22 protein-coding genes are annotated in these 23,950 nt (G+C 65.2%); 7 read left to right on the forward strand and 15 right to left on the reverse strand.

Annotated elements, in window-relative coordinates; translation table 11 throughout:
• Positions 1–244 precede the first annotated feature (244 nt).
• From ACTJJK_RS19510 to ACTJJK_RS19535, 6 genes are all read right to left on the reverse strand, one after another.
• On the reverse strand, positions 245–1,507 hold the full coding sequence (locus tag ACTJJK_RS19510) for an aspartyl/asparaginyl beta-hydroxylase domain-containing protein (RefSeq protein ID WP_440731009.1): 1,263 nt from the start codon (positions 1,505–1,507) through the stop codon (positions 245–247).
• A gap of 191 nt (positions 1,508–1,698) precedes the next feature.
• Positions 1,699–2,661, reverse strand: coding sequence for a DUF4097 family beta strand repeat-containing protein (locus tag ACTJJK_RS19515; protein WP_440731010.1), 963 nt, complete (start codon positions 2,659–2,661; stop codon positions 1,699–1,701).
• 18 nt (positions 2,662–2,679) lie between these two features.
• On the reverse strand, positions 2,680–3,285 hold the full coding sequence (locus ACTJJK_RS19520) for a hypothetical protein (RefSeq protein WP_051885190.1): 606 nt from the start codon (positions 3,283–3,285) through the stop codon (positions 2,680–2,682).
• The gene (locus tag ACTJJK_RS19525; RefSeq protein ID WP_036149175.1) at positions 3,282–3,845 is read right to left on the reverse strand and encodes an RNA polymerase sigma factor; all 564 of its coding nucleotides are present in this window, start codon (positions 3,843–3,845) and stop codon (positions 3,282–3,284) included. Before ACTJJK_RS19525 ends, ACTJJK_RS19520 begins: the two co-directional genes overlap by 4 nt.
• A 327-nt stretch (positions 3,846–4,172) precedes the next feature.
• On the reverse strand, positions 4,173–5,978 hold the full coding sequence (locus ACTJJK_RS19530) for a phosphoenolpyruvate carboxykinase (GTP) (RefSeq protein WP_440731011.1): 1,806 nt from the start codon (positions 5,976–5,978) through the stop codon (positions 4,173–4,175).
• A gap of 57 nt (positions 5,979–6,035) precedes the next feature.
• On the reverse strand, positions 6,036–6,689 hold the full coding sequence (locus ACTJJK_RS19535) for a TetR/AcrR family transcriptional regulator (protein ID WP_051885191.1): 654 nt from the start codon (positions 6,687–6,689) through the stop codon (positions 6,036–6,038).
• A gap of 358 nt (positions 6,690–7,047) precedes the next feature.
• Here ACTJJK_RS19535 and ACTJJK_RS19540 point away from each other — a divergent pair, with 358 nt between their 5' ends.
• From ACTJJK_RS19540 to ACTJJK_RS19550, 3 genes are all read left to right on the forward strand, one after another.
• Positions 7,048–9,528, forward strand: coding sequence for an acyl-CoA dehydrogenase (locus ACTJJK_RS19540; protein ID WP_031373039.1), 2,481 nt, complete (start codon positions 7,048–7,050; stop codon positions 9,526–9,528).
• A gap of 510 nt (positions 9,529–10,038) precedes the next feature.
• Positions 10,039–10,515: a hotdog fold domain-containing protein gene (locus ACTJJK_RS19545; RefSeq protein ID WP_440731012.1), complete on the forward strand. Its 477-nt coding sequence runs from the start codon at positions 10,039–10,041 to the stop codon at positions 10,513–10,515.
• Positions 10,516–10,593: 78 nt separating this feature from the next.
• Positions 10,594–10,977, forward strand: coding sequence for a hypothetical protein (locus tag ACTJJK_RS19550; protein ID WP_223619844.1), 384 nt, complete (start codon positions 10,594–10,596; stop codon positions 10,975–10,977).
• A gap of 248 nt (positions 10,978–11,225) precedes the next feature.
• Here the strand turns inward: ACTJJK_RS19550 and ACTJJK_RS19555 are convergent, their stop codons facing one another.
• From ACTJJK_RS19555 to ACTJJK_RS19580, 6 genes are all read right to left on the reverse strand, one after another.
• Complete coding sequence (locus ACTJJK_RS19555) at positions 11,226–11,561, reverse strand: hypothetical protein (protein ID WP_223619843.1); 336 nt, start codon at positions 11,559–11,561, stop codon at positions 11,226–11,228.
• Positions 11,562–11,742: 181 nt separating this feature from the next.
• Positions 11,743–12,201 (reverse strand): hypothetical protein, encoded by a 459-nt coding sequence (locus ACTJJK_RS19560; RefSeq protein WP_223619842.1) that lies wholly within the window; start codon positions 12,199–12,201, stop codon positions 11,743–11,745.
• A gap of 141 nt (positions 12,202–12,342) precedes the next feature.
• Entirely contained in the window at positions 12,343–12,735 is a 393-nt protein-coding gene (locus tag ACTJJK_RS19565; RefSeq protein ID WP_223619841.1) for a hypothetical protein, read from the reverse strand.
• A gap of 14 nt (positions 12,736–12,749) precedes the next feature.
• On the reverse strand, positions 12,750–13,079 hold the full coding sequence (locus ACTJJK_RS19570) for a hypothetical protein (protein WP_223619840.1): 330 nt from the start codon (positions 13,077–13,079) through the stop codon (positions 12,750–12,752).
• A 322-nt stretch (positions 13,080–13,401) separates the two neighbouring features.
• Entirely contained in the window at positions 13,402–14,577 is a 1,176-nt protein-coding gene (locus tag ACTJJK_RS19575) for an MFS transporter (protein ID WP_223619839.1), read from the reverse strand.
• A gap of 625 nt (positions 14,578–15,202) precedes the next feature.
• Positions 15,203–16,285 carry a serine hydrolase domain-containing protein gene (locus ACTJJK_RS19580; RefSeq protein WP_440731013.1) on the reverse strand — a complete coding sequence of 361 codons (1,083 nt, stop codon included), beginning with the start codon at positions 16,283–16,285 and terminating at the stop codon, positions 15,203–15,205.
• Positions 16,286–17,161: 876 nt separating this feature from the next.
• Here ACTJJK_RS19580 and ACTJJK_RS19585 point away from each other — a divergent pair.
• Together ACTJJK_RS19585 and ACTJJK_RS19590 are read left to right on the forward strand one after the other, a co-directional pair.
• Complete coding sequence (locus ACTJJK_RS19585) at positions 17,162–17,389, forward strand: hypothetical protein (protein ID WP_223619836.1); 228 nt, start codon at positions 17,162–17,164, stop codon at positions 17,387–17,389.
• A 260-nt stretch (positions 17,390–17,649) separates the two neighbouring features.
• The gene (locus ACTJJK_RS19590; protein ID WP_152566312.1) at positions 17,650–18,309 is read left to right on the forward strand and encodes a polymer-forming cytoskeletal protein; all 660 of its coding nucleotides are present in this window, start codon (positions 17,650–17,652) and stop codon (positions 18,307–18,309) included.
• A 66-nt stretch (positions 18,310–18,375) separates the two neighbouring features.
• Here ACTJJK_RS19590 and ACTJJK_RS19595 read toward each other — a convergent pair whose 3' ends face one another.
• From ACTJJK_RS19595 to ACTJJK_RS19605, 3 genes are all read right to left on the reverse strand, one after another.
• Positions 18,376–18,726 (reverse strand): DUF1304 domain-containing protein, encoded by a 351-nt coding sequence (locus ACTJJK_RS19595; protein ID WP_031373047.1) that lies wholly within the window; start codon positions 18,724–18,726, stop codon positions 18,376–18,378.
• A gap of 178 nt (positions 18,727–18,904) precedes the next feature.
• Entirely contained in the window at positions 18,905–20,041 is a 1,137-nt protein-coding gene (locus ACTJJK_RS19600) for an NAD-dependent epimerase/dehydratase family protein (protein ID WP_440731014.1), read from the reverse strand.
• Positions 20,038–21,399 carry an NTP/NDP exchange transporter gene (locus tag ACTJJK_RS19605; RefSeq protein WP_440731015.1) on the reverse strand — a complete coding sequence of 454 codons (1,362 nt, stop codon included), beginning with the start codon at positions 21,397–21,399 and terminating at the stop codon, positions 20,038–20,040. Before ACTJJK_RS19605 ends, ACTJJK_RS19600 begins: the two co-directional genes overlap by 4 nt.
• Positions 21,400–21,830: 431 nt before the next feature.
• Here ACTJJK_RS19605 and ACTJJK_RS19610 point away from each other — a divergent pair, with 431 nt between their 5' ends.
• Together ACTJJK_RS19610 and ACTJJK_RS19615 are read left to right on the forward strand one after the other, a co-directional pair.
• Positions 21,831–22,496, forward strand: coding sequence for a hypothetical protein (locus ACTJJK_RS19610; RefSeq protein ID WP_440731016.1), 666 nt, complete (start codon positions 21,831–21,833; stop codon positions 22,494–22,496).
• An 11-nt stretch (positions 22,497–22,507) separates the two neighbouring features.
• Positions 22,508–23,854 carry a hypothetical protein gene (locus ACTJJK_RS19615; protein WP_440731017.1) on the forward strand — a complete coding sequence of 449 codons (1,347 nt, stop codon included), beginning with the start codon at positions 22,508–22,510 and terminating at the stop codon, positions 23,852–23,854.
• Positions 23,855–23,950: the final 96 nt, after the last annotated feature.

Here is a 23,950-nt window from a genome sequence, read left to right on the forward strand (position 1 = left end):
GGACATCCCTGTCCCGATGAAAAACGGCGCGCATCCCTGCGCGCCGCCCTCCGGGTCTTCGATTGCCTTCGCTAGTGCGAATCGGCGCACAGCAACAGCAAAATCATTACGGCAACTGCCACGGCCACGGCCAAGGCCAAGGCCAAGGCTAGAGCTAGGCTGGGCTAGCAACGAATCTGAAACTGGAACAGCACCCAGCCGGGCCAGGCACCAACCCGGCGCGACGACCCATCGAGAGCCCCCGTCAGCCCGCCAGGAAATCCCGGTGCGCACGCATCATCGCGTCGACCATGTCGCGTTCGGCCAACGACAGCAGCGGGTTCCAGACGTCGAAGATCAACACCACGCGCAGTTCGTCGCTGTCGTTGTGCGCCTCGTGCTCGATCGAGTCGTCGAAGATCAGCACTTCGCCGACCTTCCACTCGCGCCGCTCGAAACCGACCCGGTAGCGGCAACGCTCGGGCACGATCAGCGGCAGATGCACGACCAAGCGCGCATTGGTCTCGCCGTGGTGCGGCGGGATGTGGGTGTGCGGCGCCAACGCCGAAAACATCGCGTTCGGGCAGACGTCGGCAATCTGGGCCATTTCCACCGCTTCCAGCGCGGCGCGGGTCTGCGGGCACAGCGCCAAGTGCTCGTGCACCGGCTGCGCGTAGCTCCACAGTTTGTAGGTGCTCCAGCGCCGCGAGTGGTTGAGCTCCTGCCACTGGTTGACCGGGTCGCCGGGCTGGTACTCGATATAGGGCGTGAACTCGGCCTGCTCGTTGCGCAGCACCTCGCGCATCTCGCGTTGGATGTCGTAGGTGCGCGCTTCCAGTTCGGGCACCCAGGGGAACTGGGCGCGGTCGTAGAACGGAATCGCCGGCAGCCGCGGTATGCACAGTTGGTTGCAATCGGAGTGATACGGCTTGCTGCGCCCGACCATGATCGAGGCGGCCTCGTCCCAGCGACCATGCACGCCGGCCTCCAGCGCGGCGCGCGGACCGCCGACGCGATGGGCGAGAAACTCGCTGAACTCGTCGGAATACTGCTGGACCTTGCTCTTGGCGTGGAGCAACTGGGTCTTCAGCATGTCCGGCCAATGCGGCTCCGGCGGCGCGACCGTCAAGGCGTTGCGATAGGCCTGCGCCGCCGCCCGCGACTTGCCGGTGCGTTCGAGGAAGGCGGCCTTGGCCAGCAGGCCGGCCAGGAAATACGGATCGGCGACGAGCGCGGCGCTGATCGCCTCCCACTCGGCGGTGGCGTCGCCGCGTTCGCGTTCGACCATGCCGATCGAGAGCAGGATCATCGGATCGTTCGGCGCGGCGCGATGCGCGGCCTGCAGCAGTTCGACCGCGCCGCGGGTGTCGCCGCGCTGCAGGGCGTGGATGCCGAGGCTGTAGAGGGCCTGCGGGTGCTGCGGCGCGAGGCTGCGCACCTGGCTCCAGAGCGCTTCGGCTTCCTGCCAACGGCCCGCGCGCGAGGCCAGGCCGGCGGCCTGGACGAGTTGATTGACCTGTTCGTTCAAGACCGCTTCCCTCGCCGGACGGAACTGCGACCGCGTCCCAGGGGCGCGATCGGCACTGCATCGATGGCGCGGCTGACGCGCCTAGGCGAGGAACATACACCGGCGGCGTTGCGCCGCACAGAGTGGCCGCGGTTACGGCCTGCGAGCCGGAGAAATAGGCGATTCCGGCAATCCCGGCGCGTGCACAGCGCTCAGTTCAGCTCCAGCGTCGCGTCGCCGGAGAAGGTCTCGATCTTGATCGAACCGCTGCCGTTGCCGTAGCGGTGCTCGAAGCTCGAACCCGGGCCGTGCTTGGGCCGGACGATCTGCGCTTCGGGCGCGCTCAGGTCGCCGCTGAAGCTCTGTCCGCGCACGGTCGCCGACAGCACGCGCGGCAGCGACAGGCGGACGTCGCCGCTGACCGTTTCCAGCGAGATCTCGCCGCCGTCGGCCAGGGCCCCGGTCACGCGCAGGTCGCCCGACACCGAGTTGCCCGACAGCTTGGCCAGACGCGATTCGCGGGTGGTCACGTCGACCTTGCCGGACACGGTCTCGATGTCGACCTCGCCGTTGAGCCGGCCGCGCAGACTGAGGTCGCCGCTGACGGTCTGGGCCGAGACTTTCGCGCTGTTGAGGGTCAGGCGCAGGTCGCCGCTGACGCTTTCGATTTCGGCCTCGCGCGGGGCCGCGGCGACGATCACATCGCCGCTGACGCTGTCGATGCTGAGGTCGCGCGGCGCGACGCCGTTGACGTCGACGGTGGCCGAGACCGCATCGATCTCCAGCTTGGCCTGCAGCGGCACGGTCAGGCGCAGCTCGGTCGGCTCGCTCTTGTCGCCGCCGACCAGGAAGCCCATGCCGCTGCCGCGGTTGGGGTAGCGGACCTTGATCGACAGATGCTCGCGGTCGCCTTCGATCTCGAGCTTCTCGACGCCTTCGCCGAGGCTGCCCTCGATCCTGACCTCGGGACGGTCCCAGGCGCGGACCTGGATCAGGCCTTTGACGTTGTCGATGTCGATGCTGCCCATCGGGTCGAGCGGACGGGTCTCGTTGATCGGCGTCGCGGCGCAGGCCGGCATCGCCGCGACCAGGGCCAATGCCAACAGGCCGAGCACGGGGGCGATATGGCGGCGATTGCGGAGAGCGCTGCGGTTGCGGGGGTGAGCGGTGGTCATCGTGGCGTCCTCCGTGGATCAGGTGTAGACCACGCGCTGTGCGAGCGCGAGGCGGCGGGCGTAAGTGCGGCGCAGTTGTTCGAGCAACAGTCGCGAATCGGGGTCGTGGGCGAGCGCATCGAGAATCAGCGCGGCGTTGCGGTCGAGTTCGTCGAACGCCGGCTGCATCACTTTCGCTTGTTCGGTGGCCGGGGCGATCTCGCGGATCGCGGCCTGGTATTGGCGGGTCATGCCGTCGGCTTCGCGCTGGACGAGGCTGGCAGGCGCCTTGGCCTGAGCGGCGACCGGCACCGACGTTTCGGGCTGGGCGCGGTACTGCCCGGCGATGCCGATCGCCAATGCGGCGACACTGGCCGCCAGCGCGAACGGCGCCATCCAACGGTTGCGGGTGGTTTCACGCGCTCGCAGGGCGGTCACCGGCGCGGTGGCTTGCGCTTCGGCGGCAACAACCGGCGTCTGCGCGGCGGCCGGCGGGGCCTGCTCGCCGAGGCGCGCGGCGATGCCGGGCCACAGATCGCGCGTCGGCGGCGCATCCCGGCGCAGCGCACGCAGCTGCCAACGCAAGGCGTCGGGCAGCTCGCCTTCCGGGGTGTTCGCTTCTGGGGTTCGGTTGTGGTCGCTCATGCCTGCTCTCCAAGTCGCGACCGCAGCAGACTGCGGGCGCGATGCAACTGTGCTTTGGAACTGCCGACCGCCATGCCGAGCTCGGCGGCGATCTCCTCATGCTTCCAGCCTTCGACGTCGTACAGCACCAACACGGCACGGGCGCGGGGCGGCAGCGTAGCGACGGCGCGTTCCAGATCCATCGACAAGGCCATCACATGACCGGCCGAGTCGACGCTGCCGATCAGCTCGAAAGCGTCCTCGTCGCTGTCCTCGAACGGCCGGCTGCGCCGTCCGCGCAGCTCCATCAGGGCGGTATTGACCGCCAGCCGGTGCAGCCAGGTGCCGAACGCCGATTCGAAGCGGAAGTTCGGCAGGGCCTGCCAGGCGCGGACGAAAGCTTCCTGGGTCAGGTCCTCGGCGCGGGCGCCGTGGTAACCGACCAGGCGGGCGATCACACCCTGGACCCGACCGGCGTGCCGGCGGTAGAGCGCTTCGAAGGCGGCGACGCCGCCGGCCGCCGCGGCGGCAACCAGGGCACGGTCGTCGTCGACTTCGATCGAGGCTGCGGTGTCTGGCATGTGGTCGTTCACGGCGGTCAGCATACTGAGTCCGATGCGGGGTCGGGGCTCAGGGTTTAAAGGCAGGAACGAGAGATCAGGAACGAGGAACGAGGGGCGTCGCCGGGCAGCTCCCTCCCCTGGCCCGGCGGAAGTCCTCGGCCGGGAAGCCGGAAATGGGGGAGACCGAGGTACCAGGAACGGGCAACGAGAGGCGCCGTGGCCAGCCCGTGCTTGGCCCAGCGATGCGCCCACCGAGCCGGAAACGAAAGAGGAACGAGCCCCGAGCAGGCTCGACTGCGGCCCACTCGTTACTCGTTCCTCTCCACTCGTTCCTAAGCTACGGCCTCAGCCCTTCAGCACTGCAGCGATCCGCTGCTGCTCGTCGTGCAGGGCCTGCGGCATGCGCGGGCCATACTCGCGCAGGTAGTCGCCGATGCTGTCGAACTCGGCGCTCCAACCGGCATGGTCGAAGCCGAACAGCTTCGCGTAGGCCTCGTCGCTGAGGCTGACGCCGGCGAGGTTGAGGTCCTGCGCATCCGGCAGGTGGCCGATCGGCGTTTCGGTGGCGCCGGCCTCGCCCTTGACCCGGCCGATCATCCACTCGATCACGCGCAGGTTGTCGCCGAAGCCCGGCCACAGGAACTTGCCGTCGTCGCCCTTGCGGAACCAGTTGACGTGGAACACCTTCGGCAGCTGCGCGCCGTCGCGGTCGAACGACAGCCAGTGGTTGAAGTAGTCGGCGAAGTTGTAGCCGCAGAACGGCTTCATCGCCATCGGGTCGCGGCGCATCACACCGACCGCGCCGGTCGCGGCGGCGGTGGTTTCCGAGCCCATCGCGGCGCCGACCAGCACGCCGTGGGTCCAGTCGCGGGCCTCGAACACCAGCGGCACCAGCGACGCGCGGCGGCCGCCGAACATGATCGCCGAGATCGGCACGCCGGCGGGGTTTTCCGCTTCCGGCGAGTAGCTCGGGCACTGCTTGGCCGACACGGTGAAGCGTGCGTTCGGATGCGCGGCCGGGCCCTTGGCGGCGTCATACGGGTTGCCGCGCCAGTCGGTGACCGGCGTCTGTCCGTTGTCGAGGCCTTCCCACCACGGCTGGCCGTCGGCGGTCACGCCGACGTTGGTGAAGATGGTGTTGCTCTGGATCGACTTGAGCGCATTCGGGTTCGACTTGGCCGAAGTGCCGGGCGCGACGCCGAAATAACCGGCTTCGGGATTGATCGCGTACAGGCGGCCATCGGCGCCCGGACGCATCCAGCAGATGTCGTCGCCGACCGTCCACACCTTCCAGCCGGCGTGGCGATAGCCTTCCGGCGGAATCAGCATGGCCAGGTTGGTCTTGCCGCAGGCCGACGGGAACGCGGCGGCGACGTAATGGGTCTCGCCGAGCGGGTTCTCGATGCCGACGATCAGCATGTGCTCGGCGAGCCAGCCTTCGTTGCGCGCCTGGTGCGAGGCGATGCGCAGCGCGTGGCACTTCTTGCCGAGCAAGGCATTACCGCCGTAGCCCGAACCGAACGACTTGATCGCCAGTTCGTCGGGGAAATGCATGATGAAACGGCGTTCGGGATCGAGCTCGCCGATCGAGTGCAGGCCGCGCACGAAGCTGCCTTCGCGCTCGATGCGGGCCAGCGCCTGCGCGCCCATGCGCGTCATCACGCGCATGTTGGCGACCACGTACGGCGAGTCGGTGATTTCCACGCCGCAACGCGCCAGCGGCGAATCGATCGGGCCCATGCAGTACGGAATCACGTACAGGGTGCGGCCGCGCATGCAGCCGTCGAACAGGGCGTCCATCTGGGCGTGCGCCTGCGCCGGCGCCATCCAGTGGTTGTTCGGACCGGCGTCTTCGCGCTCGTTGGTGCAGACGAAGGTCAGGTGTTCGACACGGGCCACGTCGTCGGGATGCGAGCGGTGCAGATAGCTGCCCGGGTGCGTGTCCTGATTCAGCGTTTCGAGGGTGCCGTCGGCCAGCATCCGGGCGACCAGGGCGTCGTATTCGGCATCGCTGCCATCGCACCAGTGAATCTTGTCGGGACGGGTCAGCGCGGCGACTTGCGCGACCCATTCGTTGAGTGCGACCAGCAGACTGCCCGCGCTCCCCGGCACGGCAGTCGCGGGGGCGGCGTCTTTCAAATTGGCATTCACGGCATTGCTCTCCAGCCGGGGGAACGGGAAAAAAAGCGAATCAAGTGGAAACAAGGTTCATGACGAAGGAATCAGCGTGGCCATCATGTGCTCGACATAGGCCTCGAATTCGTCGTGTTGCATGCGGGTCTGGTGCAACTGCAGGTTCAGTTGCAGGAAGCCGACATAGGCGGCGTAGAGCAGGCGCGCGCGATGCTGGGCATCGGTGCGGCTGAGGCCGGCCTGGCGGAAGGAGGCGGTGAGGTAATCCAGGCGGCGTTCGGAAACGCGCCCGATCACCGGCTGCACGGCGGGATGGTCCAGCGCCTTGAGCAACTCGGAATAGATGATGTGCGACTTGACCTCGTGGGCGACGAGGTGGAACAGCGAACGCAGGCGCTGGCGCGGATCGGGAATCGGCTCGAGCTGGCCGAACACGGTTTCCTGTTCGACTTTTTCCCAGCGCTCCAGCGCGGCGACGAGCAACGCGTCGCGCGACGGGAAGTGCCAGTAGAAGCTGCCCTTGGTGACGCCGAGACGGCGCGCGAGCGGTTCGACCGCTACCGCAGCGACGCCTTGTTCGGCGATCAAGTCGAGGGCGGCCTGGGCCCAGTCGTCGGCGCTGAGGCGGCCGCTGCGCTCAGGCTTGGCCTCCGGCTTGGCGTCGGCGGCCGAGACGGCGGGCGGGGTGTCGAGCTTCGGCTCGGGCTTGTTCGAGGCAGGCTGGTTCATGGATGACAAGTTTAACCATACGCCACGGTCGGGAACAGTACGCAGTGCAGCAAAAACGACGGGAATCGGGAATGGGGAGTCGGGAATCGTTCAAATAAAGAGCTGCAGCCCAATTCAGAGAACCCGCGCCGGCCTGCGTGCCCAGCGCCGATTGCCGATTCTCGATTCCCGATTCCCGCCTCGGTTGACAGCTCGAAACGGCGATTCCATACTCGGCCGTATGTTAAGTGTTTGATGCCAGCGTTTGAATGCCGATCGGCTTGCCGCCAGGGAGCATCGCTATCCGCACTGACATCACACATGCCCCATTAGCTTGAATCTCAGCTTGAGTCTTAGCCGCATCCTCCGGAGCGCCGCCATGAGTATCGCGATCCCCTTCCTTGCCTTCCTTCTGGTCGGCGCCATCGCCGCCTATCACCGCCTGCGCCTGCCGGTCTGGGCCGCGCTGACCGCGACGGTGCTGGTGGGCTGTTACCTGCTGGGCGCCAACCCCGTCGCGACCATCGTCGCCGCGGCCCTGGTCGCGCTGATCGCGGTGCCGCTGCTGGTGCCGGCGATCCGCCTGCCGCTGATCACCAAGCCGCTGCTCGGCTTCTACACCAAGATCCTGCCGCCGCTGTCGGAAACCGAGCGCACCGCGCTCGAGGCCGGCACGGTCGGGTTCGAAGGCGAGCTGTTCTCGGGCAAGCCCGACTGGCAGCAATTGCTGTCCCAGCCCAAGCCGGTGCTGAGCGCCGAGGAACAAGCCTTCCTCGACGGCCCGGTCGAAGAGCTGTGCAAGATGACCAACGATTGGCAGATCACCCACATCGATGCCGATCTGTCGCCGGAGCTGTGGGGCTACATCAAGAAGAACAAGTTCTTCGGCCTCAACATCCCGAAGGAATACGGCGGCCTGGGCTTCACCGCGCTCGCCAACCACAAGGTGATCCAGAAGCTCGCTTCGGTGTCCAGCGTGGTCAGCTCGACCGTCGGCGTGCCGAATTCCCTCGGCCCGGCCGAGCTGTTGATGCACTACGGCACCCAGGAACAGAAGGATCACTACCTGCCGCGCCTCGCCGACGGCCGTGAAGTGCCCTGCTTCGGCCTGACCGGCCCCTGGGCCGGTTCGGATGCGACCTCGATCCCGGACTTCGGCATCGTCACCATGGGCGACTGGAACGGCGCGCGCGTGGTCGGCGTCAAGCTGACCTTCGACAAGCGCTACATCACCCTGGCCCCGGTCGCGACCCTGATCGGCCTGGCCTTCCGCATGTACGACCCGGACGGCCTGATCGGCGACAAGCGCGACATCGGCATCACCCTGGCGCTGCTGCCGCGCGACACCGCCGGCGTCGAAGTCGGCCGTCGCCACTTCCCGCTCAATTGCACCTTCCAGAACGGCCCGGTCCGCGGCAAGGAAGTGTTCATCCCGCTGAGCCAGCTGATCGGCGGCGAAGCCTACGCCGGCAAGGGCTGGCAGATGCTGGTCGAATGCCTGTCGATCGGCCGCTCGATCACCCTGCCCTCCTCGGGCAGCGGCGGCGCCAAGATGGGCGCCATCGTCACCGGCGCTTACGCCCGCATCCGCAAGCAGTTCGGCCTGTCGGTCGGCCGCTTCGAAGGCGTCGAGGAAGCGCTGGCGCGCATCGCCGGCCATGCCTTCGCGGTCAGCGCTTTGTCGCAGGCCACCGCCGCCGCGGTCGCGCGCGGCGAAAACCCGGCCGTGCCTTCGACCATCGCCAAGTACCACTGCACCGAGATGGCCCGCGAAGTCGCCAAGGACGTCATGGACATCCACGGCGGCAAGGGCATCATCCTGGGGCCGAAGAACTACGCCGGCCGCAACTGGCAGGCGCTGCCGATCATGATCACGGTGGAAGGCGCGAACATCATGACGCGCTCGCTGATGATCTTCGGCCAGGGCGCGATCCTGTGCCACCCGTGGGTGCTCAAGGAAATGAAGGCGGCGATGCTGCCCGACGAGACCGAGCGCCTGCGCGAGTTCGACAAGAACCTGTTCGGCCACATCGGTTTCGCCATCTCCAACGCCGTGCGCAGCTGGTGGTACGGCCTGACCGCCGCGCGCATCGGCGCCGCCCCGGGCGACGCTTACACCCGCCGCTACTACCGCAAGCTCAACCGTTATTCGGCGACCTTGGCGGTGATGGCCGACACTTCGATGCTGCTGCTCGGCGGCAAGCTCAAGTTCAAGGAATCGCTGTCGGGCCGCCTCGGCGACGTGCTGAGCCAGCTCTACATCGCCAGCAGCATGCTCAAGCGTTACGAGGACCAGGGCCGACCGGCCGGCGACCAGCCGCTGCTGGCCTGGGCCTTCCACGACGCCGTGCACAAGATCGAGCTGGCGCTGTCGGGCGCGTTGCGCAACTTCCCGATCCGTCCGGTCGGCTGGCTGCTGTGGGCGCTGATCTTCCCCTGGGGCCGCCGCGCCCAGGCGCCGAGCGACCGCCTCGGCCACCGCGCCGCGTCCTTGCTGATGTCGCCGAACGATGCGCGCGACCGTCTCGCCGAGGGTCTGTTCATCACCCCCTGCGAGAACAACCCGGCCGGCCGCATCAACAGCTACCTGCAGAAGGTCATCCTGGCCGAGCCGGTCGAGCGCAAGTTCCTCAAGGCGCTCAAGAACAGCGACATCGAAGCGCTGGACTTCCCGAGCCAGCTCGACGAGGGCGTGCGCGAAGGCTGGATCACCGCCGAAGAACGCAAGCAACTCGAAGAGCTGCGCGAGATGACCATCGATGCGATCAGCGTCGACGACTTCGACGCCGCCGAGCTGCGTTCGGCCGGCTACAAGGCGCAGCACGCAGCCGACCACGGCGACGCCCGCGCCGCGGCATAAGCGCAGGCCTCGCATGCGACACGCTGCATGAATCGAAACGGCGGATCTTCGGGTCCGCCGTTTTGGTTTCCGGCATCGGTCGCTTAGCTTCCGACGCCCCACATCATGCCGCGCCGCCTCCTGCCGTCATCCCCGCGAAGGCGGGGATCCAGAGACTTCAGAGTTATGTCGCGATGAAGCTCTGGGTCCCCGCCTGCGCGGGGACGACGATCTGAAAATATCACCGCACTCAAACCTTCAACGACAACTCGGTTTCCAACACCCACACCGCACCACGTCTTCTCCTGCCGTCATCCCCTTCTCCTGCCGTCATCCCCGCGAAGGCGGGGATCCAGGGCTCCATCGCGACATGGCTCTGAAGTCTCTGCCGCCCGGCCAGGGCGCACAGCACCCTGGCGTTCATGGATGCGCGAGCCAGCGGCTCGCAAACGCATCCATTCGCCCCTTCTGCGCGGGGACGAGGGCAAGAAATAACTCGCGCCCCCTCCACCACCCATCCGGCCACCGCCCATGAGCACCGACGTCCTGTCCCTGTACAAGAAGATGACCCGCTGGCCGGCCGGCCACTGGCTGTTCTCGCGCGCCATCTGCTGGAACGCGCCCTACTTCGCCAGCATCTCGCCGCGCTTCGAATCGCTCGAACCCGGCCGCTGCAGCGCGACCATGCGCCACCGCCGCAAGATCACCAACCACCTCGGCACCGTGCACGCCATCGCCATGTGCAACCTGGCCGAACTCACCGGCGGTGTCATGACCGACGTCAGCATCCCGCGCTCGATGCGTTGGATCCCGGTCGGCATGAGCGTGGAATACCTCAAGAAGGCGGTCGGCAGCGTCCGCGCCGTCGCTACCCCGGCCGCGCCGATCGTCGAATCCGACAGCGCCTACGACCTGCCGGTCGACGTCGTCGTCACTGACCCCGCCGGCGACACGGTGTTTCGCGCCCGCATCGCGATGCGCGTCTCGCCCAAGCCCAAGCGCGGCTGATTCGCGCTCCCGGCACAGCCCGCGGCCGGGGCCCGGCGTAGCATCCAACCGGGAGCAATCAGCACCGGGAGACCCGTCATGAGCGCAAACGCCTGGATCTGGCTAGGCGGCCTGCACAGCCTGGCCTTCGCCATGTTCCATATGGCGTTCTGGAAACTGTTCGGCTGGCGCCGCAGCCTGCAGACCGCCACCGTCGCCGACCGCGCCATCCTGCAGATTCTCAATCTGCGCCTGATTTACATACTGCTCGGCATCGCTGTGTTGTGCTTCGTCTATACCGACGAACTGCATACCACCGCACTCGGCCGCGCGCTGCTGATCGGCATGTCGCTGTTCTGGGTCGGGCGGACGATCGAGCAGTTCGTGTTCCTGCGGATCAACCGGCCGATGATTCATGTGTTGACCGCACTGTTCGTGCTTGGCGCTGCGATCTTCGCGATACCTTTGCTGCTAGTGGCGTGATTGCACGCTGAGGGTGATGACTATCGATTCCGTAGTTTTCACCACATTCAATATCGTCGTGCATACGACAGTTGATACTGCGTTCTGGCGATAGCAATCTTTGCCAGGGAGCGTAGAAACTCCTCCCACAACAGCCCCCCCGAAATACCGGTGGCTTTTCGAGCCTGCGGTTTTCGGCACGCCCTACGCATGCGCCTCGCATCGGGAAGGCAGCTAATACAACGGCAAGGCATCGAGCGTCGTGGACGCTATGCCTGGCTGCTGTTCTTGCCCTCTACATATTCAATCGCCCCTTCCCAATGCGCGGATTCCAGCACATTGACGTCCCGCATGGCCATGCGCAACAAGTCCCTTTGCTTGCTTAAAAATGAATTCAACGCGTCGCTCGGCGCATCAATATGCACCAAAGTATCCAGATTTCCCTCCAACCACTGGAGGTACTCTCTAAACACCTTGTCTTCCTGCGCAACCATTTCCCACGAAGCATCCCAGATGTCTTGCGCCAGCTCGAGATAATTAAAATCGAGCATGCACCTGTCTATTTTTCTTAGCACATCATCAAGCACACCATCTCGCTCGCTCATTATTTTCTTCCACCACACGGATTGACTGTGAAGACCGAAAACGGGGTTAGAGCTACTTTTCAACTGCTGCAGTTGCAGCTCGGCCGCCTTACAGAGGTTTCGGCGAAGTTGAAGTCGCAAAGACCGCTCATGCCGTCACGACGGCCAGACCGAGCCGCGTCGAGGACTCACCGCCCCTCGTTCAACCCACGTATCTTGGATTGGCGAACGCAAGACCGGAGCAAGTAATGACGCCCTCGGACACTGATGCGTCTTCAAGCGTCTGAAGAATATATTTCTTGCTTTCGAACGACGATTCGTTGTCCTGGTACAGGTAGCCGACGAACTCCGCGGGCAATTGCTCTAGAATCAATCGGGCCAGAAGCCCTGGCTCGCGCTCGGCCATTATTGGAAAAGCAGGATAACCGGCGGATTTGAGTTCCAGATAAATCCCGCTGGGCTCATAGCCCGAGCCGTCGTCTTCGCTCTCTCTATCCAGGAAGTCGCTGAAGTACGCGCCAAAGCAGCCGTCCGCCGTGTCCACGTCGACGCGGATGCTGTAGGGCAGCGAATCCACTCCCGGATTTCGCCCGAACGAAACCAAGCCGACTCTGATCAGCGCGGGCTCGATTTCCACGGAGTCAATGATGCAAGTTTTCATTCAACGAAATCCCTTGGGAAGTGCGGTGATGGCTCAATTGGGACTGAACGAGATCGAGCCCGAAGCGGGAAAACGGGGTCAGAGCTACTTTTCAACTGCTGGCTCTATCGCAAAGGGGCTCTAACCCCCGTTTTGGTTCGTTCAGCGACGGCGCAGCCTGAACGACAGATACCAGAAAGCAGGCGGCAACACGGCTATAGCAAAAAGAAACAGCACGAATAACGAGTCCGGTAGCATTTGCGACAGCATCCAGATCGCGAGCAACGAACCCGCCATCGAAACAAGGGATCTGCCGAATATTGATGCGGCCGATCCAGGGTCTTTTCCGAAAAGCTTCCATGCGGATAACGCCAGCGTGACCAGCAGTTGGATGCTGTAGAAGCCCACCAAATACATCGCGATACCTGCCGAGTACATGTATTCGTCTCCGGCTGAAGCCTCGTCGGCGAACGAATTGCAGGCGCATGCCACTAAACCTAGCCCGGTAGCCATGGTTCTATAGCAGCGGGAGGAAGTAGCGATATCAGCGGCCATTGCCACACTCGGCGTCATTGAGGTAATTCCAGGGAAAGGGGCTCTGACCCCGTTTTGCTAGCATCAAACCCCATGACCATGGCGTATTTCTTGATCAACTCCGTTTGATCCGAGGGGCCGAGATTCGAATAGATGAAAAACTCTCCGCCCTCTTTGTATGTTTCATAATACCGCCGCAAATCAACCCCCACTCTTTCCGGAAAAAGATCCAGCATGTCGGGGCCGTTGCTTTCAACGATCAAATCAGCGACCGCCAGTGAAACAATATCCCACGGAAACGAACCGCTCTCGGCTTCGCGCGCGAGCGCCAAGATTGAATCAAGTCTCTGCTGAAGGTCGCTCATCATATTTCTCCCGCCTCCCGCATGGCTCTGAATTTCCTTAAATTATCGCCACCCTCGATCACTGCATTGTAATGAAGGTTACCAAACTCCCTGGGCCCAACCATCTTCCAGAATTGCGCATAAGGCATCTGCACCCTGCAAAACTGGGTCTGCAAAACTGAGTCAGAGTGCCTTTTCGTTGTCGGAAAGGCACTCTGACCCAGTTTCGATTCCTTCCGTTTTGCCTTCTCGGCAGTTTTCGTTGAACAGTTTTCGTTCGAGCCTGCCGCTCGAATAAGGATCGCGCGATTCGACCGGGCGGAACCGCGCGACCCATCGCCGCTCACGTCGCGCAATCCACCGCCTCGACCGGCTCCGGCCGGGCACCCACCGACATCAGCACCAGGCCCAGCACCACCGACACGCCCACGATCGCCGAGGCGACATAGCCCAGGCCGCCGACGCCGATGGCATCGATCACGCGGCCGCCGACGATGGCACCGACGCCGATACCCAGGTTGGCGCCGGAAATGTTCAGCGACGCGGCGAACGCCGGCGCCTCGGGCGCGGACTTCATCACCCGCACATGGCTGACCGGGAACAAGGCCGCCTGGGTGACGCCCCACAACGCCAGCGTGGCGGCGAACAGCGGCAGCGAGTGGATCGACGGCACCACCAGCACCAGGCCGAGCGCCATCGGCACGCTGAAGATCATCGAGGCGGCCAGCGGATTGCGGTCGACGATGCGGCCGCCGAGGGTGTTGCCGATCAGGCCGACCGCGCCGAACGCCATCAGCGCCCAGCCGACCACCGAACCGTCGAAGCCGGCCAGGCGCTCGAACATGTCGGCCAGATAGGTGTAGGCGGTGAACATGCCGGTGAACAACAAGACCGATAGCAGCACATGCCCGCTCACGCGCGGATCGCGCAGCACCCGGAACTGCTGGCTCAGCTTCACCTGCGGTTTGTCCATGCGGCTGTCCGGCAGGAACACGAACAGCAAGGTCGCCTTCAATAGCGAAGCGATCGACAGGGCGACGAAGGCCGCGCGCCAGCCGAAGGCATCGGCGATCAGGGTACCGGTCGGCACGCCGATCACGGTGGCGCAGATCACGCCGAAGGAAATCACCGAGATCGCGCGGCCGGCACGCTCCTGGCCGGCCAGGTCGACCGCGGTCTCGCTGGCCAGCGCCCAGAACACCGGCACGCCCAGCGCCGGGATCAAGCGCGCCAACGCCATCACGCCGAGGTTGGGCGCCATCGCCGCGACCGCGTTCGAGGCCGCAAACAACAACAGCACCACGATGAACAAACGCTTGCGTTCGAAGCGCGAAAAGTAAGCGGTCAGGAACGGACCGCTGGCGGCGACCGCGAAGGCGAACAAGGTCACCAGCAAGCCGGCCTGCGACACGCTGACGCCGAGATCGCGCGCCAACGACGGCAGCAGGCCGACCAGAATGAATTCGGTCGTCAGCACGGTAAAACCGGCCGCCGACAACAATAGAAGAGGCAGTAGCACGACAGACTCCGGAGACGAAGACGCAACGGCCCGATCGATCGGGCCGGCGCGGAAGGAAGAGGGGGAAAGATCGCGGCGCGCCGTGTGCGGCGCATGGGTCCAATCTAGAAAATCGCGGCGCGCGGATAAACCGCATCGCCATGCTTTCATCGTTCCGGACAGCGAACGATGGCCGCAGGCCGCACCGTTGCGCGCGTTCGCTGGTTAACGACGATTCGGGACTGTCAATCCCGGATCGCGCGCTAGTCGACGGCGGAACGATGCGGCAAGCTGTCGGGCCTGCGTCGCGAGCTCCGCGCGATCGCCGTCGCGCCGCGACATCGCCCCCGAACCGCGCCGGCCTAGGCTCGATGCCCTATTCGGCGACGAGGCTGCTGCGATGGCGAAGATCCTGGCGCTCTCACTCGGCCTATGGCCACATCGAGACGATGGCGCAGGCCGTCGCCGAGGGCGCGCGCGACGCTGGCGCGCAGGTCGACATCAAGCCCTCGCCCGAACTGGTGCCTGACGAGGTCGCGCGCAAGTCGCACTAGAAGCTCGACCAGCAGGCGCCGATCGCGAAGATCGCCGAGCTGGCCGACAGTTGCGTACCGCCCCAATCCCCGGTCCTATCCGCAGGCTCGAACTAGCGCACGCCACTCATCGCCGGCACATCCCGCACAAGCTTGTACAACTTCTGTATGTCCGAAGGATGCCCCTGCTTCTGGAACTGGCTGAAGATCAGGTAGCCCAGAATCGAGTTCCCCGTATCCCGCCGCGTCACCAGCGTCAGTTCCCGTGCCGGATCCACCAGCAGGTACTGGCCGCCCCAGCCGTCGGCCTGCACGGCCTTGAGCTCGGAGTTCAACCACCACGAGTAGCCGAACCCGTCGTAGAACGGGTTCTGCGTGGCGGAATACGACGTGGTGCTCCTGGCTATCCAGTCGGCTGAGACGACCCGCTTCCCGTTCCACAGGCCCTGTTGCGCTACCAGCGCCCCAAGCCGCGCAAGGTCGCGCGCGCTCATGTGGATGCGATAGGTTCTGTAATCGGAGTCGGAGCCGCGATTGTCATAGATCACGTGCTCGCGGTTGAAGTCCTGCATGCCCAGGGGTGCGGCCAGCCAGGTATCGATGGCCTCGCCAATGGACAGCCCCGTCTTGCGTTCGAAGATGGCGCCCAGAACGTTGAAGTCCCAGTTGTTGTAGAAGTAGTTCGCGCCCGGCGCGAACTGGCCGCGCTGCGGGCGGCCTTCCTTGTTTTCTACCGTCTCCGCGCCAGAAGGCAGGTAGATGCCTGACCTGGCTTGAAGGAGATGCTCGATGGTGGCTTGCTTCTCCGCCTGCGTGAGGGGCGTCCGGCTCTCGTCGATGCCGAGCGCTCCGAGCGTCTCGTTCACATCGATCAAGCCGCGGTCGACCGCCACACCGAACAGCAGGCTGAGGATGCTCTTGCGCGCGGACGCCAGGTTCATGGGCGTGCCGACCTCCCCGTACTCCATCAGCACCGTTTCGCCGCGCAGCACAACGAAAGCATCGATGCCGTCCGCCTCGGTCCTTATGTAGTTCTCGAGCCTCTTCGCCTGCTCTGGAGGCAGCGGAGCTTGCGCGAGGGGAAGGGGATGGGTGGCGGGCGCATCGCGGTCGATGAAGGGGCGAAGGCCCAGTACAAGCGATACCGCCAAGGCGGCAAGTAAGGCGATGCCCAGGTACTTCAGGATACGTCGCACAGATTGGCCCCCCGTTGAGTGCGGTGTCGGTGCCGTCCACCGGATCGGTGACGGAACACTTTGGGTCTGACGCGTTCTTTCGATCCTTGGGCCCGAGCGCGACCCGCATCTTCATGGCTGTGGCTGGATGGGGCCATGCCAGGAGGCGGGTTTGGCTTATGGGCTTTGGGGAGGTTGCAACAAAAGGGGGGCGGGTTCAACCGGTCAACGCAACAGCTGCGCTCGGCTTACAGGCTGGCGTCACGAATCCCAGCGTCTTTCTCGGACGCTGGTTTAAGCGCAGGGCAATCCTAGTCAGCTCGACTTGGCAATGGATCGACAGTTCGGTCCCCTTCGGGAAGTACTGTCCGAGCAAACCGTTGGTGTTCTCGTTGGTGCCACGTTGCCAAGGACTTTGAGGGCCGCAGAAAGACCTTCACGTCGGTGGCGATGGTGAACTGCTTGTGGCCGGCCAGTTCTCCGCCACGATCCCAGGTCAGAGACCTTCGCAGCTCCATCGGGAGCTTACCGACTAGGCGAGTCGATGCGGATACCACGCTGGCCGTGTCGCGGCCGTTGACGTTCACAAGCATCGTAAAGCGCGATTGCCGTTACACCACAGTTGCAATGTGAGTGTTTTGGGACCCTGTGATCGGATCACCCTCCCAATGACCGGGGATAGCCCGATCCTCGATTTCCGAGGGGCGCTCGCTGATGGAAATAGCATCTACGATCTGTCCGCGCTGTTGGCCTTCCGTGCTCGCCAACTTTGACTTTCGCATCTTGCGTCGCGAGCGTGGGTGCGCGGCCAGTTCCCCGGCTAGCCCAGGGCCCCGACTTCTCTCCATGACGCTTCATCATCCGCGTAATGTTGCATCGACCGGTTGAGTCCGCCCCTTGTTCTCGATCATCCCCCACCGGCTCCACTTCGGCGTGGTGATCGTCGGCCTCAACTACGGTTTCTCGGGGCAGACGCGTCTGGACGAAGTCACCGGCGGCGCGCCCTACGGCAGCGCCACCATCGCCGGCAGTTATGGTTCGCGCCAGCCCAGCGATAACGAACTCGACGCAGCACGTCATCAAGGCCCCGAAGTCGCCGAGGTGGCCAGAAAACTGCACGGTTGACCGGGCGACACCGGGCGGCCGGCAGCGCGGTGTGACTGACAACTCACTGCTCGTGGCCGCCCACGGCCGACTACAGCCCATTCCGGCCAATTTCGGCCGATTACGACAAACCATGGCCCTGTCGGCCACGCAATTGCGTACGTAAAGTACGACAGGTACCGCCGATGGCACCGCGCGCTTCTCCGGCGCCGCATCGGCAGCCGCTTCCCGGCATGCAGTTCCGCCGCGCACGGACCCGCACCTGTCGAAGGAACGCAACGATGTCGTCTCCCGCACGAGAATTGATCGAACGCCTGCCGCTGATCGGCGAGGGCGCCGCCGCCGCTCAGGCACGGGAGCTATTGGCGATGGATGTCGACTGGGCCTCGATCCGGGGCCAGGCCTCGTCCGCCGCGGCCTGGCGCCCCAGCCAAGCCTTCCTGATCGTCGAAGGCTCGCTCGACCTCGCCGGCAACGCGGTGATCGGCACCGGCGAGCACGATCGTGGCGCCCTGATCGTGCTCGGCGACCTGCGCTGCCGCAACCTGGTCGTGGCCCAGGATTTCCATTTGGTCGTCACCGGCGATCTGATCGCGAGCGAAGCCGTGGTCGCCGACCTCGGCGACAGCACCGCCCATGTCGCCGGCATGGTGCGGGCGCCGGTGCTGCTGTCCGGCGATGCCGGCTGGTTGACCCTGGACCGCGCCGACGGCCTGCGCGTGGCGCGCACCAGCGCCTACGTCATCGTCGACGAACAACCCCTGCCCTTGCCTCCGCACAGCCTCAGCGAGCTCGTCGACGACGGCGTGCTCGATCGCGAGGAATGGGACGGCCTGGACGCGGACGAACGCGAAGGCCAGGACATCGACGAGTTCGTCGTGCTCGACGAAGGCCGCGTGCTCAGGCGCCTCGCCGCGGGCGATTCGATCCTGCGCGGCTGAGGCCGCAAAACGGATTCGGCCTGCCCCTGCGACGGCAGGCCGTGTCGCGCCAGGCGGCGAGCGCGCTCAGTGCAGCCATACCGCGAGAAAGCCTAGCAAGGCCGGCAAGGCCTGGATGAAGAAGATGCGGCGATTGACCGTGGCCGCACCGTACACGCCGGCGATCACCACGCAGGCCAGGAAGAACAAGGCGACGTCCTGGCGCGTGCACAGCAGCGACCAGATCAGGCCGGCGGCGAGGAAACCGTTGTACAGACCCTGGTTCGCTGCCAGCACTTTCGACTGCTCGGCCTTCTCCAGGCTCTGACGGAACACCTTGAGCCCGAGCGGCCGGGTCCACAGGAACATCTCCAGGACCATGAAGTACAGGTGCAGCAGCGCGACCACAACGATCAGGGCGACGGCGATCCAGTGCATCGGCTGGCTCCTAGGCTAAGGCGAGTGTCGGAACCCCAGCATAAGGCTTCGGCCCGGCGCCGCGCAGCTGGGGGGAGTCGGCGCTGAGGAGTGAGGAGTGAGGAGTGAGGAGTGAGTAAAGCCCCCGGCGACCGGCTTTCGCTCACTTCTCACTCCTCCGCATTCACTTCTCCTACTCCTACTCCTTCCCCTTCGTCGCGTCTGCGCTCGCATGCCAGGCCTTCAACACCTCGGCCTCGCGTTGCGGCGCGATCCCGGCCTTGGGCTTGGCGCGGCGTTCGGCCGGCAGGCCCTGCCAGTAAGCGAGCGTGTCGCGCACGGTCTCGCGCAGCGGCCGATAGGTGAGGCCGGCCGCGCGCGCCTTCGCCACCGACGTGCGACCGAAGCCGGCGTACTCGCCGCGCGCCGGAATCCAGGCCGGCATGTCCTGCCATGGCGAAACTTTCTGCGCTTCGAGAAAATCCGCCGGCACCCAGGTAACGGTCGACTTCGCCTTGGCCGCGCGCTGCGATTCGGCCAGCACCGCGCCCATGCTCAGGGCGCCGGGGGCGGCGTCGGCGTTATAGATGCCGAAGTGGCCGTGCTCGATCGTCGCCAGCAGGAACGCCGCCAGATCGCGTACGTCGATGAACTGGGTCGGGTCCTGCGCGCTGCCCGGCGCGAGGATCTCGCCGCCGCGGTCGGCGCGCGCCGGCCAGTAAGTGAAACGATCGGTGGTGTCGCCGGGGCCGACGATCAGCCCCGGACGAACCACCGTGGTGCGCTTGGGCAGTTCGCGTTCGGCGGCTTGCTCGCACAGGGCCTTGAGGCCGCCGTAGGTTTCGCCGGTGACCTCGGTGACGTTGGGATCGGCCAGCACCGCGAGCGGCGAATTCTCGTCGCTGGGGGCATCGTTCTTGGCGTAGACCGAGATCGTCGACACCAGCACGTACTGCTTCACCCTCGGCGCCAGCAACTTGGCCGAGCGGGTCACGTCCTCCGGCAAGTAAGCGGACGTGTCCAGCACCGCATCCCACCGGCGCTCGCCTTCCAGCGCCTTCATGTCGGTCTTGCGATCGCCGTGCAGTTGCTCGATGTCGCTGAACTGCTCGCCGGAGAACTTGCCGGGATTGGTCTTGCCGCGATTGAACAAGGTCAGGCTGTGGCCGTGCTTGCGCGCAGCCTCGACGAAATGCGGGCCGAGAAAACCGGTGCCGCCGAGCACCAACAGCTTCAGCGGCGCCGGTTTGCGCAGACTGCGCGCGAACGACGGCAGGGCGAGCAGACCGGCGCCGGCGGCGCCCGCGGCCAGGAAATCGCGACGACTGGTTTTCATGCTTCACCTCGTAGAGAGCGGATGTCGGAAGGAAGAGTCGAAGCCGCGCCCGGCAGGCCGCGCTGGGCGCGCACGATGCTCCAGGCGCTCGCGGTCATGCCGGCGGCGGCGAGCACGCCGGCCGCGAATACGGCCTGGCTGCCGAACAGGGCCACGCCCTTGTGGATCCAGACGAAGGCCAGATCGGTGCCGCGGAAAACCGCGGTATCGATCACCGCCTTGCCCTTGTAGCGCGAGGGCCGGTCGACCCGCGTGTACAAGGTCTCGCGGGCCGGCTTGGCCAGGGCGAACTCGCCGGCGCGCTGCAGCACCTGCACGATCGCGACCATCGCCGGCAGCGGCGAGGCCAACAGCACGCCGAAGCCGAGCAACAAGGTCAGCCCCGGCATCAACAAGGCCGGGGCGACGCCGTGGCGATTCAACAGCCAGCGGGTCAGCAGCAACTGAGTGAGGATCGCAAGCAGATTGACCGCGCTGTCGATGCGGGCGAAATAGCGCGTCGCGGCTTCGGCGCCGGGATAGAACTCGCGCGCGATCGCCGCCTGCTGGTTGTAGAGCAAGGTCGCCGCGCCGACGCTGAAGAACAGGGTGATCGCCATCGCCCGCAACACCGGTCGCTGCCAGACCAGTTTCAGGCCGGCCCAGATCGAGCCGCCCATCGCGCCCTCGCCGCTGTCGAGGCCGTGCTCGCGTTCGCGCCGGATCGCCCACGGCCGCAGCCGCACGATACACAGCACGCAGATCGACAGGAACGCTACCGAGACCAACAACAGGTTGGCCACGCCCAAGGGCTGCACCAGCCACTGGGTCAGGATCGGCCCGAGCACCGCGCCGGCGGTGCCGCCGGCGCCGATATAGCCGTACAAACGACGCGCCTGGGCATCGTCGAACACGTCGGCCATGTAACTCCAGAACACCGTCACCGCGAACAGGTTGAACACCGCGGTCCAGACGAAAAACACCATGCCCCGCCCCGGCACGCCGGCATTGAACGCCCAATGGAACGCCAACAGGCAGGCGATGAACAAGGCATACACCACCGGTAGAAACACCCGCCGCGGGAATCGCGCGACCAGGGCGCCGTAGACCGGCTGCAAGGCCAGCATGGTCACGAAGGTGCAGGTGAACAACACCTGCAGCACGAAGTCCTTGAGCTGCAGACCGTGCGCCTGGGCCCAGGCGATCATCGCCTGCGGAAACACCGTGGCCGCATCGGCCGAAGCGCCCATCGCATCGCGCACCGGCCGCAACACGTAATAGCCGCAGAGCAGGCTGAAGAAGTACAGCAGCGACCACCACAGCGGCGCATTCGAGGACAGGCGCCGGCTCGGATGCGCATTGGCATACGCAGCGCTCATGTCCGTGCCCTGATCGCATCGACACGAGCGCAGCGCGTGGCGAACGACGCGGATACGCGTCCACCCCCGTCGTGCCCGCTCGGCTTGCGCATCGTCGCTGCTCCGGTTCCCCCGCCCAAACTAGCCGCGGGGCCCGCGCGCGGCCCCTGCGGATGGTCATACCGACCTTCGGCATGGTGGGGACGCTCCGAGCCTCGGCGTACGCAAGCCGTGATCGGGGACGCAGTCCGGTTCCCAAACGGATCGAGCGAACGCCCTGGGCCTGAACAAGCCCGGCAAAACCAACCGTCGTTTCCGTGCCGATGTGGGTGATCTGTAGGAAATGCCTGAATCGGCTGTCCGGAAAACACGGTTTCGGCGCCGGTTCGATTGTCCACGGGGCACCGCGGCAGTAGCCTGCGGATTCCCCATCGCATCAACGGAGGATGCCCATGCGCGCGACCGCCGCTCGAGCCGGCCTGCTTCCGGCCCTGTTCTGCACACTGATGTTCTGCGCACTGATCGCATCCTGCACCACCACGCCCCAGCCCCAGGCATCGGCCAAGGAGAATGCCGCCATGACCACGCAATCGCCGACCCTCGCCGACAGCGCTCGGCTCGATGCCGAACAAATCGGCAAGCGCGTGCTGAAACTGATCGACAGCATTCACGGTGCCCAGGACCTCTCTCCCGAGAACATCGAAAAGCAGACCGGCATCAAGGTCGAGATCCATTCCGAGGACCGCACCGAGTACGGCTTCGGCGGTGCGCTGACGAACGAGTGGTCGTACAGCCTGACCTCGGTGTCGTACAGGCAGGGGGAAAAACCCACGCGGTTGGATTTCCGCTTCCTGAGCCAGGCCCAAGGCGCCGCCGATATCGCGCCGATTTGCAGCATGGACTTCAAGGACTACAGCCAGGCATTGACCTCGGCGGGCTTCCAGGCTCAGAGCTTGCCGAGCAGCGACGGCAGCGACCCCGGCTTCGGCTACCGCGGGGTCGAGCCCTGGAGCTTCGTTCGCGGCAAGGTCGAAGTGGCGATCTACACCCACGGCAATAAGGACCCTGAGCAAGGTCGAGCCTGCATTTCCAGTCTCGCCATCAGCACCCAGGCCTGAAGGAGCCCGCCATGGCCACGCCCGCCGAAAAACTGGAAGCGATGCTCACGGATTTCGAGAGTACCAACGCAGCCGGTGGCAAGAACCTGCGCGACCTGCTCAAGACCACGCCCGAGTTGCAAGCGCGCATCGTCAAGTCGATCGAACTCGGCAATCTCGACACGATCAAACCGCTCGACCCGGCCCTGCGCTCCAGAGGCGTCATGGGCGGTTTCAATCCGGTCGACAAATCCATCGCGCTGCCGATGGACATGCTCAACAGCGCCGATACCAATCCCCGCAACGCCAATACGCTGCGGCTGGTGTTCGGCCACGAGATCGAACATTCCGTCAACAAGCAGGCCATCGCCGACGGAAACAAAGCATTCGAGGACAAGGTACGGAAGATCGCCGAAGGTCCGTCGCCGCACGATTACACGACTCTCGTCAAAGACCGCGACACCGAGAGCCGCAAGCGCGAGGCGAACGACCAGATCGCCGGGTTCAACGTGCTAGCCGCGCACGTGCGCAGGGAAAACCCGAAAGCCAGCAAGGAACAGCTTTACGACAAGTTGTTTCACTCCTCCAACCAGATGGAGCAGTACTTCGATGTCGGCGGCACGCCGGGAAAGGAAAAATACACGCCGAAAGCCGGGCTGACGATCGACAAGAACGGCAAGATCGCCGCGACGAAGGCGAATATCGATGCCATCGGCGAGCATTTCTACGAGGCCAACGGCTACCCGAAGGTCTACGGCCCACGGTCTCTGGCCCTCATCAACAAGATAGAGAACGAGACCCTGGCCGCCGCCAGAGTCGGCAACCCCAGCCACCCCGCACCTGAGATCAAGGTCAATCTCAAGGAACTGGGCCTTACCGGCCTCAGATTGCCGCCGAGCTTTACCGATACCAGCCCGAGCCTGGCCCGCCCGACCCCAGCCGTGCCTGCTCCAGCCCTGCCTGCTCCGGCCGAGTCCCCGGCACCGGTCACCCCAACCGCGGCGAGCGCGCCTGCAGCGGCCTCGCGCGATTTCCGCGACCTCGGCCACCCGGACAACGGCTACTTCCAACTGCTGCGCGACAAGCTGCCGGCCAGCGTGCCGGACAATGCCGTGGCGCATGCGATGTTGCTGACCAAGCAAGGCGGCCTGACCGATCCGTCGAAAGTGAACTCGAACGAGATCGGCCTGGTAGGCGGCAAGATCTGGGTCGGCGGCCATACTCCCGGCTTTCATATCAGCGCCGATCCTGCGCAATCCCCACCGATGGAGCAGGTTTCGCAGGGACTGAGCAAGCTCCAGGCACACACCACGCAGGCGCAGGAAGCGCAGAACCTGCGCGGCCCGAACGATCCGCAACCGCAGGCCATCGCGCGCTGAAGCGCCAGCCGCTCGATCCGGACCGGTGCCGTCTTCGGCCCGGCTTGGTCTGGCCTGGTCGGGGCGAACGATTCGACGACACGGTTGCTCAGCTGC

Origin of the sequence: Lysobacter sp. 22409, assembly GCF_052045105.1 — a bacterium.
Taxonomy (GTDB): domain Bacteria; phylum Pseudomonadota; class Gammaproteobacteria; order Xanthomonadales; family Xanthomonadaceae; genus Lysobacter; species Lysobacter antibioticus_B.

Bases quoted from the DNA above. Each gene is read 5' to 3' on its own strand.
- ACTJJK_RS19595 (WP_031373047.1), bottom strand. From the start codon at position 18,726: ATGCACTGGATCGCCGTCGCCCTGATCGTTGTGGTCGCGCTGCTGCAC.
- ACTJJK_RS19525 (WP_036149175.1), bottom strand. From the start codon at position 3,845: ATGCCAGACACCGCAGCCTCGATCGAAGTCGACGACGACCGTGCCCTG.
- ACTJJK_RS19540 (WP_031373039.1), top strand. From the start codon at position 7,048: ATGAGTATCGCGATCCCCTTCCTTGCCTTCCTTCTGGTCGGCGCCATC.
- ACTJJK_RS19615 (WP_440731017.1), top strand. From the start codon at position 22,508: ATGGCCACGCCCGCCGAAAAACTGGAAGCGATGCTCACGGATTTCGAG.
- ACTJJK_RS19555 (WP_223619843.1), bottom strand. From the start codon at position 11,561: ATGAGCGAGCGAGATGGTGTGCTTGATGATGTGCTAAGAAAAATAGAC.
- ACTJJK_RS19550 (WP_223619844.1), top strand. From the start codon at position 10,594: ATGAGCGCAAACGCCTGGATCTGGCTAGGCGGCCTGCACAGCCTGGCC.
- ACTJJK_RS19545 (WP_440731012.1), top strand. From the start codon at position 10,039: ATGAGCACCGACGTCCTGTCCCTGTACAAGAAGATGACCCGCTGGCCG.
- ACTJJK_RS19590 (WP_152566312.1), top strand. From the start codon at position 17,650: ATGTCGTCTCCCGCACGAGAATTGATCGAACGCCTGCCGCTGATCGGC.
- ACTJJK_RS19600 (WP_440731014.1), bottom strand. From the start codon at position 20,041: ATGAAAACCAGTCGTCGCGATTTCCTGGCCGCGGGCGCCGCCGGCGCC.
- ACTJJK_RS19535 (WP_051885191.1), bottom strand. From the start codon at position 6,689: ATGAACCAGCCTGCCTCGAACAAGCCCGAGCCGAAGCTCGACACCCCG.
- ACTJJK_RS19560 (WP_223619842.1), bottom strand. From the start codon at position 12,201: ATGAAAACTTGCATCATTGACTCCGTGGAAATCGAGCCCGCGCTGATC.
- ACTJJK_RS19610 (WP_440731016.1), top strand. From the start codon at position 21,831: ATGCGCGCGACCGCCGCTCGAGCCGGCCTGCTTCCGGCCCTGTTCTGC.
- ACTJJK_RS19515 (WP_440731010.1), bottom strand. From the start codon at position 2,661: ATGACCACCGCTCACCCCCGCAACCGCAGCGCTCTCCGCAATCGCCGC.
- ACTJJK_RS19570 (WP_223619840.1), bottom strand. From the start codon at position 13,079: ATGAGCGACCTTCAGCAGAGACTTGATTCAATCTTGGCGCTCGCGCGC.
- ACTJJK_RS19565 (WP_223619841.1), bottom strand. From the start codon at position 12,735: ATGGCCGCTGATATCGCTACTTCCTCCCGCTGCTATAGAACCATGGCT.
- ACTJJK_RS19605 (WP_440731015.1), bottom strand. From the start codon at position 21,399: ATGAGCGCTGCGTATGCCAATGCGCATCCGAGCCGGCGCCTGTCCTCG.
- ACTJJK_RS19520 (WP_051885190.1), bottom strand. From the start codon at position 3,285: ATGAGCGACCACAACCGAACCCCAGAAGCGAACACCCCGGAAGGCGAG.